Source organism: Marseilla massiliensis (assembly GCF_016899855.1).
Classification (GTDB): domain Bacteria; phylum Bacteroidota; class Bacteroidia; order Bacteroidales; family Bacteroidaceae; genus Prevotella.
In genome coordinates this window covers 1-9,643 of the sequence record NZ_JACJJG010000098.1, presented here as the reverse complement: position 1 = coordinate 9,643, position 9,643 = coordinate 1, and the positions used below count along the sequence as shown (strand labels likewise).

Here is a 9,643-nt window from a genome sequence, read left to right as displayed (position 1 = left end):
GTGTGGAAAAAGCGCCGCCAACGGCACCACGAAAAACACGGAAGCGATGACAAATAAAAATATATGAATGTCCGCAAAGCTCCCATTCATTAGTAGTTAAAGGAGTTAAAGTAGTTACCGTTCGCTTCGCTCACTAAGGAGTTAAAGACAAATGCCTCGTTGGTTTATGCCTTATTAATGGCGGTTTGGTTAATTGCGGACATTCATATAAAAATAAAAGTTCGTTTTACTCGCTTTTATTTTGTATTTGCCTTTCGGCGATTTGGCAATTCGCTCAACTTGCACTATCCTTACAGAATATAGGCTGCGTCTCGGAAATAAAAATAAATGCTCGTTTTACTCGCTTTTATTTTGTATTTCGCTCAACTTGCACTATCTTTGCACTCTAAAAACAATCAAGTTTATCAAGATATGTCAGGAACAAAAAAAATCAAGACGGCTCTCGTCTCTGTATTCCACAAAGACGGGCTTGACGAGCTGCTTGCGAAGCTCAACGCGGAGGGTGTGAAATTCTTGTCGACAGGCGGAACGCAGAAGTTTATCGAATCTTTGGGTTATGAATGCCAGACAGTTGAAAGCGTTACGACATACCCCTCAATCCTGGGTGGACGCGTAAAGACACTCCACCCCAAAATATTCGGAGGCATACTCGGCCGCCGCGACAACGAGTGCGACCGTGAGCAAATGGGTAAATACGAGATACCGGAAATAGACCTCGTCATCGTAGACCTGTATCCCTTCGAGCAGACCGTGGCCAGCGGAGCGTCTGAAGCTGACATAATCGAGAAGATAGACATAGGCGGAATATCGCTAATACGTGCCGGAGCAAAGAACTTCAATGACGTGGTAATAGTGCCGAGCAAGGCCGAATACGGCGTTCTGCTCGACATCCTGAACAAAAAGGGCGCGCAGACCGACATCGAAGACCGCCGCATGTTCGCCACAAGAGCCTTCGGAGTAAGCAGCCATTACGACACGGCAATACACAACTGGTTTAATTCATAGTTCATAATTCATAATTCATAATTGGGTTAGTGGCGTTTATATCATGCCGGATTATCGTGAATCCCAATTATGAATTATGAATTATGAATTACGAATTAAATCCCGCCCGATAACGAATTATGAAATAAGAATAGTGAATTAAATAAGGTATGGGATTCTTTTCATTTATCCAAGAGATTGCAATGGACTTAGGCACGGCCAACACCATCATTATCAGTGATGACAAGATTGTTGTTGACGAGCCTTCGGTAGTGGCGCTTGACCGCCGCACCGACAAGATGATAGCAGTTGGCGACAAGGCCAAGATGATGTACGAGAAGACGAACGACAACATCCGCGTAGTACGGCCTTTGCGTGACGGAGTAATCGCAGACTTCACTGCCTGCGAGCAAATGATGCGCGGACTTATCAAGATGGTACACACTGGCAGCCGCCTCTTCTCTCCTTCGCTCCGCATGGTGATAGGCGTACCGTCGGGTTCTACCGAGGTTGAACTGCGCGCCGTACGAGACTCTGCCGAGCATGCCGGCGGCCGCGACGTTTACCTTATATTCGAACCGATGGCAGCAGCTATCGGTATCGGCATTGACGTGGAGGCTCCGGAGGGCAACATGATTGTAGACATAGGCGGTGGAAGTACCGAGATAGCGGTAATTTCGTTGGGCGGAATCGTGTCGAACAACTCCATCCGCACAGCCGGCGACGACCTTACGGACGAAATTCGCGAGTACATGAGCAAGCAACACAACGTAAAAGTGAGCGAGCGCATGGCCGAACGAATAAAGATTCACGTAGGCTCGGCCCTCACGGATCTTGGCGAAGAAGCTCCCGAAGACTATGTCGTACATGGCCCGAACAAGGTAACCGCACTGCCCATGGAAGTGCCCGTATGCTACCAAGAGATAGCCCACTGCCTCGACAGGACCATAGCGAAAATAGAGAATGCCGTACTGTCAGCCCTTGAAAAGACGCCACCCGAGCTGTATGCCGACATCGTAAAGAACGGCATTTACCTTACAGGAGGCGGCTCATTGCTGCGCGGCCTCGACAAAAGGCTCACCGATAAAATCAAGATACCGTTCCATGTCGCCGACGACCCGCTGCACAGCGTGGCCAAAGGTACCGGCATAGCAATCAAGAACGTTGACCGCTTCTCATTCCTGATGAGGTAAACAATGCGAAACCTGATTGATTTCATCACAAAATACAATCACTGGTTTGTCTTTGTAATACTTGAGGTCGTGAGCTTCGTCCTGCTCTTCAGGTTCAACAGTTACCAGGGCAGCGTATGGTTCTCGTCGGCAAACGTGGTGGCCGGAAAGGTGTATGAGGTTGACGCTGCCATCAAAAACTTTTTCAGCCTGACGAAAATCAACGAGCAGCTGAACGTGCGCAACCTGTATCTCGAACAGACAATAAGAAAGCTCGCGGCGCAAGTACACACCCAGACCGGCGACTCGACATGGCTCTTGCGCACGCAAATGCAAGTGCTGAACGAGTACAAGCTGATACCCGCGAAGGTAATAACCAACTCGCTCGACAAACGCGACAACTTCATAACGATAGACAAAGGGCGGGCTGACGGAGTGGAAAAAGACATGGGAGTAGCCTGTGGCAACGGTGTGGTAGGCGTAGTTTACATGGTATCAGAACATTATGCCATCGTCATACCACTGCTCAACTCAAAGTCCAACGTCAGCGTGACAATCCGCAAGAGAGGATACTACGGCTACCTGCACTGGACGGGCGGAGCCTCTGACCTTGCGTACGTCGACGACATTCCACGACATGCGCACTTCCGTTTGGGCGACCTCGTAGAGACAAGCGGTTACTCGTCAATTTTTCCGCCGGGCATTATCGTTGGGCAAATTCTCCACGTTTACAACTCGAGCGACGGCCTTTCCTACCGTGTGCAAGTACGCCTGACCACCGATTTCGGCAACCTCCGTGACGTATGCGTCATTGACAACAGCGCCATGAAAGAGCGTATAGAACTGCTGCAAAGCGCCGAAGACTCACTGAAACTGAAGCAGAATTAGGAACGCTAGGAATGAAAATCGAAGTAATAAGACATTTCTTCACATTCATTATTTTATGTATCGTACAGGTATTGGTGCTCAACCACATCGAGCTTTTCGGTTGCGCGACGCCTTTCCTGTACGTTTATTTCATCATGTTGTTCAGGCGCGGCTTCCCAAGATGGGCCGTACTGTTGTGGAGCTTCTTCCTCGGCATATTCATTGATATGTTCTCCAACACTCCCGGAGTGGCAGCCTCGTCAGCTACTTTCATCGGACTGTTGCAGCCATACCTGCTCAATCTTTTCGCACCGAGGGACAGCTCTGACGACATGATGCCGACAATGAAGTCGCTCGGAGTGGCAAGATACGTGTATTATACCATCATCTGCGTTTTCATTTTCAACCTTCTGTTCTTTACGGTTGAAATGTTCAGCTTCTTCAACTGGCTGCAATGGGCCTTGAATATATGCGGAAGCACGGTGCTGACGGTGGTGCTAATCCTCGTAATCGAAAACGTAAGGAAACGGTAAACACCACTACTCATGGCTGAAAGAGCTTGAAAATGGACAGGGACTACGGACTTGAAAATAGGAAATACGTCATCGGCGGAGTGGCCGTATTTATCGTCGTGGTGTATATAATACGGCTTTTCACCCTGCAAATAATGAGTGACGACTACAAGAAAAACGCCGACAGCAACGCCTTTTTGAAGAAAGTGGAGTATCCGGCGCGCGGCGTTATCTCCGACCGTAACGGCCGGTTGCTCGTATATAACCAGAATGCATACGACATAATGGTGGTCATGAACGAGGAGAAAGGACGTCTTGACACCGTTGACTTCTGCCAGTCGCTCGGAATAACAAAGGAATATTTCGAAAAAAGAATGACCGAAATAAAGGATAGGAACAAGAATCCCGGCTATTCTCCGTTTACCCAACAAATGTTCATGAGCCAACTATCGGAAAAGGAATTCAGCGTTTTCCAGGAAAAGATATACCGGTTTCCCGGCTTCTACGTCCAACGCCGAAGCGTCAGACAATACACAACGCCATACGCAGCGCACGTACTTGGCGACGTGGCAGAGGTATCCCAGTCCGACATTGAGGAAGATTCCTATTACCAACTGGGCGACTACATAGGCAAGCAGGGCGTCGAAAAGTTTTACGAAAAGCAGCTGCGTGGCGAGAAAGGGATGCAGATTATGCTACGCGATGCCCACGGACGGATACAGGGAAGCTACATGAACGGCAAGCTGGACCGCCGCCCCGTGCCCGGCAAAGACCTCACATTAAGCATTGATGTCAAGCTGCAGGCCCTCGGAGAGCGGCTCCTTGAGGGTAAAATAGGCAGCATTGTAGCCATCGAGCCTTCAACCGGCGAGGTCTTATGCATGGTGTCATCGCCTACTTACGACCCACGAAGCCTTACAGGACGCAAACGAAGTAAAGCACATCTTGCACTCGCACGCAACCCATGGAAGCCTCTTTTAAACCGCTCTATCATGGGTATGTATCCGCCAGGCTCGACATTCAAGACAACGCAAGGCCTAACATTCCTCACCGAAGGCATTATAACGCCGAATACGATGTTTCCGTGCCATCACGGTTTTTATTGCAGAGGACTGCATGTAGGCTGCCACGGTCACGCCTCACCGATAAACCTTGTGCCGGCCATAGGAACCTCGTGCAACGGCTATTTCTGCTGGGGACTGTACTATATGCTTGGCAACAGGAAGAAATACAAAACCGTACAAGACGCCATGAACATATGGCGCGACTATATGGTAAGCATGGGATTCGGCTACAAACTTGGCATTGACTTGTCTGGCGAGAAGCGGGGACTCATCCCTAACGCACAATATTACGACAAGGCATACAAGGGATCATGGAATGGACTGACGGTAATCAGTATAGCAATAGGCCAAGGCGAAGTGCTGCTTACCCCCCTGCAAATAGCCAATCTCGGGGCGACAATAGCCAACCGTGGCTTTTACTACAAACCGCATGTAGTCAGAAAAGTACAGGGTGAACCGCTCGATACCGCATATACACGCAAGCATTACACCATGGCTAACCACCGTGCGTACGACTACATAGTAGCCGGCATGCGGCGGGCTGTCCTGGCCGGGACGTGCCGTGCGGCCAACAGTCCCTATTATGAAGTATGCGGAAAGACGGGAACGGCGCAGAACCACGGTCAGGACCACTCTATATTCATGGGCTTCGCGCCGATGAACGAGCCCAAGATAGCCGTCGCCGTATATGTTGAGAACGGCGGTTTCGGCGCAGAATACGGCGTGCCCATCGGCGCGCTGATGATTGAACAGTACCTGAGAGGCAAGCTTTCGCCCGAATCGGAAAAGAAAGCGGAAGCCTTCCAACACAGACGTATATCTTATGGTGCAGCAAACAGATAGGCAACAAAGCGTACTCCGCTCGCTTGACTGGTGGACAATAGGCATTTACCTGGCGCTTCTGGCGTTCGGATGGCTCAGTGTGTGCGGAGCGAGCTATACTTACGGCGACGCCGACATATTAAGCCTGGACACGCGTTCGGGCATGCAGATAGTATGGATTGGCACTTCAATCTGCCTCGGATTCGTGCTTCTAATGCTTGACGACAGGTTTTACGACACCTTCGCCTACATCATTTACGGCTTCCTGCTGCTGCTGCTATTCGTCACGATATTCAATCCCCACGAAATTAAAGGCTCACGCTCGTGGCTCGTACTGGGGCCTTTGAGAGTGCAGCCTGCCGAGTTTGCCAAGTTCGCCACTGCCCTCGCCGTGGCCAAACTGATGAGTACCTACGGCTTCAACATGCACCGATGGAAAGACTTTGCCGCCGCATGTGCCGTCGTGGTGTTGCCAATGCTGTTCATAGTGTTGCAGAAAGAGACAGGCTCGGCCCTCGTTTACATTTCCTTCTTCCTTATGTTTTACCGCGAGGGGATGACAGGCAGTGTGCTGTTCACCGGTGTAGCGATGATTGTGTACTTCGTCGTAGGCATACGCTACGAGGAAAGCCTGCTGCTCGACACGGGCACTTCGATAGGCAAGTTTGCCGTCCTGCTGCTCGTGCACATCTTCACCTCGGCGATGGTCTACACTTATTGCAAGGACAAGAAACAGTCGCTGATTATCCTGTCATACACCGTCGGTACTACCCTTCTGGCATTTCTGTTCGCCGAGTTCGTCATTCCGTTCGACATAGTATGGGTGCAGCTGGCCGTAAGCGCATTCCTTGTAGGCTACCTTTTATATAATGCCTTGAGCACACGCATACGCCATTATTTCTTCATTATGCTGTTCGCCGTCGGGTCGATAGCCTTCTTCTATTCTGCCGACTACGTGCTCAACAACATCCTCGAGCCGCATCAGCGCACACGTATCAACGTGCTCCTCGGGCTTGACGAAGACCTTGCCGGAGCCGGATACAATGTACACCAGAGCGAGATTGCCATCGGTTCGGGCGGCCTTAAGGGCAAGGGATTCCTCAACGGCACGCAGACCAAGCTTAAGTTCGTACCCGAACAGGATACCGACTTCATCTTCTGCACCGTCGGAGAGGAGGAAGGATTCCTCGGTTCGGCAGGCGTACTGCTGCTGTTCCTGGCCCTCATACTGCGCCTCATCAAGATGGCCGAGCGCCAGCCGTTCAAGTTCGGGCGCGTGTACGGCTACTGCGTGCTGAGCATATTCCTGTTCCATGTGTTCATCAACGTCGGCATGGTGCTCGGACTAACGCCCGTAATAGGCATACCTTTGCCGTTTTTCAGCTATGGCGGCTCGTCGCTTTGGGGCTTCACCATCCTGCTTTTCATATTCCTCAGGATTGACGCTGGGCGTAATCTGGTTAGGGAATAACGATACGGATACAAAATAAAAGCGGCAGCTCCGTCACGGAGTCGCCGCTTTATTAATTAAAACGAATTACTATGAGGTTATCTCATTAGTCAAGTTGAGCCAGCTTGTTGTCAGAGCCGAGCACGTCGATAATCTTGTGCTTGTACATCTCCTCCATGAGGTCACGAGCCGGTCCGCAGTATTTACGCGGGTCAAACTCAGCCGGTTTCTCAGCCAAAGTCTTGCGTACGGCAGCCGTGAAGGCAAGGCGTGAGTCTGAGTCGATATTGATTTTGCATACTGCGCTCTTTGCAGCCTTGCGGAGCTGCTCCTCAGGAATACCCACTGCATCTGGCAACTTGCCGCCATACTGGTTGATGATGTCAACATACTCCTGCGGAACTGAAGACGAGCCGTGGAGCACGATGGGGAATCCGGGCAACTTCTTCATGATTTCGTCGAGCACGTCGAATGCCAAAGGAGGAGGAACGAGGCGTCCTGTCTTCGGGTCGCGTGTGCACTGCTCGGGCTTGAACTTGTATGCTCCGTGGCTTGTACCGATAGAGATTGCCAGTGAGTCAACACCGGTCTTGCTCGTAAAGTCGATTACCTCCTCAGGCTTTGTATAGTGAGATTCTTCTGCTACAACCTCGTCCTCAACGCCTGCGAGTACGCCGAGCTCGCCCTCTACGGTAACATCGTACTGGTGAGCGTAGTCAACGACCTTCTTTGTCAGGGCTACGTTCTCGTCATAAGGCAGTGAAGAACCGTCAATCATCACTGAAGAGAAGCCCATGTCTACGCAGCTCTTGCAGAGCTCGAAGCTGTCTCCATGGTCAAGGTGAAGCGCAATCTCGGGATGATTGCAGCCCAGTTCCTTAGCGTATTCCACAGCGCCTTGGGCCATATACTCAAGAAGCGTCTGGTTGGCGTAGTTGCGTGCGCCCTTTGAAACCTGCAGGATAACCGGTGACTTCAGCTCTGAAGAAGCCTTGATGATTGCCTGCAACTGCTCCATGTTGTTGAAGTTGAATGCCGGGATGGCGTAACCGCCGTTGATGGCTCTCGCAAACATATCACGGGTGTTTACCAAGCCAAGTGTCTTATAACTTACCATAATGTTAAAAAATTTATGTTATAATGAAAAATCTTTCCCTTAAAGCACCGCAAAGTTAACAAAATCTTTCGTCAACGCAAAGGCATTAGGCACTTTTAGTGTTGCAAAACGGTTATTTTTCAGATTAATTTTACATTGTCAAACAACGTTGCGCCGTTTTGGCAAGTGAGTTTTACAAAATTTCCACATAATCCCGTTTCCATGCCGCCCGCCACGCCAACGGCACCACGCGCCGCTTCGGTATCAACACATCCGGGCACCGGCATGAAGGGACGAGCGGGCCTTGCGCCATGACGTTTGCCGGCTTATGGGCATAAAAAAAGGAGTACCGCTGTACTCCAACCTTGTTAACCTTAAATCTAATACTATGAAAAACACGATGCAAAGGTAAGGGATTTATGGCATAACCGCAATACTACGTGGCTGGTAAATGCGTGGAATGTCCGTTTTTTTGACATAAATCAAAAGTTGGCGAGCACGGTTTCTTTCCACATTACGTACCGCACGGCACCCTGCCTTGCGCCATACGTGCATGTGGCTGACAGTCAACGCGTTTGCGAAAGGCCGTCTTTTGGCTTGCGAAAGGTGGCCTTTCACGTTGTAAAAGACGGCCTTTTGGAAGGCAAAAGACCGCCTATCGCTCAACGCGCGGCCACGTTGTTGCGGTATTGCGACGGCGAAAGGCCCGTATGCTTCTGCACATACCGACTGAAATACGACAGCGACGAGAATCCGAAACGCTCAGAAATATCCGTCAGCGACAGTTCCCTACGCCAGAGCATACGCACGATTGCACTCACCGTAAAGCGGTCAATCCAGTACGTGGCGGGCCTTCCGCTCACCTTGCGGCACACCTCTGATAGATAATGTGGCGTAACGCACAGCCGTGAGGCATAATGATTCAGGTCGCGGCCGGTAAGATACTCGCCGTCATACAGCATACCGACAAAGCGCAGCAACAGGTCGGCAGTACGCTTTGACACGCTCGGCAGAGCATTGCCGCGCGCATGTATGTCGTACAGGTCGAGCACGTGCGCCATCAGCAGGTGCTCAATCATCTCGCCGCGGAACAGGTGATTCTCGTCAGCCATCCTGCAGCGCAAGTACTTCATGCCCTCAAGGCACACTTCAAAGTCGTGTTCCGACAGCTTCATCACCGGATTCTGCAACAGCGACAGATGGCCTATCACCCCGTAATCGCTGCGCAGCGCCATCGACGCCACCAACGATTCCGACAAGCTCATGATAACGGCGGTGAAGTCGGCAGACTCGGCAAAGCATGACGCCAACGACGCGTTAGGCAGTATGACGTAATCGCCCGGCGCCACGTTGAACCTTACTTCCTGGAAAACAAACCCCATGCTGCCGCCAATGCAAAGCACATGCAGCACATTGCCCGCCATGAGCGACAGGTCGCAGTCGCCCAAAGTGTCGAAAAAACGTATGTCCGTGTAACCGTTCTTATCCATATAGCCAATATATAAAGGTTTACTTTAACCGCAAAAATAACCAAAAACCACGAATAGTGAAAATATCAAGCAGAATTTCATAACAATGTTACCACGCAGAAACAGTATCTTTGCAGCACTAACGAAAACCATTTATCAAGATGAAAGAAGCAAGACTTAACAACGGCGTAATAATGCCGGCAATAG

The 9,643-nt window shown here is 50.5% G+C and carries 8 protein-coding genes; 6 read left to right on the top strand and 2 right to left on the bottom strand.

Annotated elements, in window-relative coordinates:
• The first annotated feature begins 411 nt into the window (after window positions 1-411).
• From H6A34_RS11980 to rodA, 6 genes are all read left to right on the top strand, one after another.
• Window positions 412-1,005, top strand: a complete 594-nt coding sequence (locus H6A34_RS11980) for an IMP cyclohydrolase (RefSeq protein WP_205105707.1) — start codon at window positions 412-414, stop codon at window positions 1,003-1,005.
• A gap of 149 nt (window positions 1,006-1,154) precedes the next feature.
• On the top strand, window positions 1,155-2,177 hold the full coding sequence (locus tag H6A34_RS11975; protein ID WP_021947739.1) for a rod shape-determining protein: 1,023 nt from the start codon (window positions 1,155-1,157) through the stop codon (window positions 2,175-2,177).
• A gap of 3 nt (window positions 2,178-2,180) precedes the next feature.
• Complete coding sequence (gene mreC, locus H6A34_RS11970) at window positions 2,181-3,044, top strand: rod shape-determining protein MreC (RefSeq protein ID WP_205105706.1); 864 nt, start codon at window positions 2,181-2,183, stop codon at window positions 3,042-3,044.
• Between the two features lie 11 nt (window positions 3,045-3,055).
• On the top strand, window positions 3,056-3,556 hold the full coding sequence (gene mreD / locus H6A34_RS11965; RefSeq protein ID WP_205105705.1) for a rod shape-determining protein MreD: 501 nt from the start codon (window positions 3,056-3,058) through the stop codon (window positions 3,554-3,556).
• A 32-nt stretch (window positions 3,557-3,588) separates the two neighbouring features.
• Complete coding sequence (gene mrdA / locus H6A34_RS11960) at window positions 3,589-5,442, top strand: penicillin-binding protein 2 (RefSeq protein ID WP_205105704.1); 1,854 nt, start codon at window positions 3,589-3,591, stop codon at window positions 5,440-5,442.
• Complete coding sequence (gene rodA, locus H6A34_RS11955; RefSeq protein WP_021947831.1) at window positions 5,423-6,892, top strand: rod shape-determining protein RodA; 1,470 nt, start codon at window positions 5,423-5,425, stop codon at window positions 6,890-6,892. The genes mrdA and rodA overlap by 20 nt, the downstream gene beginning before the upstream one ends.
• Window positions 6,893-6,977: 85 nt before the next feature.
• Here the strand turns inward: rodA and H6A34_RS11950 are convergent, their stop codons facing one another.
• Window positions 6,978-7,988 carry a class II fructose-bisphosphate aldolase gene (locus tag H6A34_RS11950; protein ID WP_021947830.1) on the bottom strand — a complete coding sequence of 337 codons (1,011 nt, stop codon included), beginning with the start codon at window positions 7,986-7,988 and terminating at the stop codon, window positions 6,978-6,980.
• Window positions 7,989-8,629: 641 nt separating this feature from the next.
• The gene (locus H6A34_RS11945) at window positions 8,630-9,457 is read right to left on the bottom strand and encodes a helix-turn-helix domain-containing protein (protein ID WP_205105703.1); all 828 of its coding nucleotides are present in this window, start codon (window positions 9,455-9,457) and stop codon (window positions 8,630-8,632) included.
• Window positions 9,458-9,643: the final 186 nt, after the last annotated feature.

Excerpts from the sequence above, each read along its gene's own strand:
- mreC (WP_205105706.1), top strand. The coding sequence starts at position 2,181 with ATGCGAAACCTGATTGATTTCATCACAAAATACAATCACTGGTTTGTC.
- H6A34_RS11945 (WP_205105703.1), bottom strand. The coding sequence starts at position 9,457 with ATGGATAAGAACGGTTACACGGACATACGTTTTTTCGACACTTTGGGC.
- mrdA (WP_205105704.1), top strand. The coding sequence starts at position 3,589 with ATGGACAGGGACTACGGACTTGAAAATAGGAAATACGTCATCGGCGGA.
- rodA (WP_021947831.1), top strand. The coding sequence starts at position 5,423 with ATGGTGCAGCAAACAGATAGGCAACAAAGCGTACTCCGCTCGCTTGAC.
- H6A34_RS11975 (WP_021947739.1), top strand. The coding sequence starts at position 1,155 with ATGGGATTCTTTTCATTTATCCAAGAGATTGCAATGGACTTAGGCACG.
- H6A34_RS11950 (WP_021947830.1), bottom strand. The coding sequence starts at position 7,988 with ATGGTAAGTTATAAGACACTTGGCTTGGTAAACACCCGTGATATGTTT.
- mreD (WP_205105705.1), top strand. The coding sequence starts at position 3,056 with ATGAAAATCGAAGTAATAAGACATTTCTTCACATTCATTATTTTATGT.
- H6A34_RS11980 (WP_205105707.1), top strand. The coding sequence starts at position 412 with ATGTCAGGAACAAAAAAAATCAAGACGGCTCTCGTCTCTGTATTCCAC.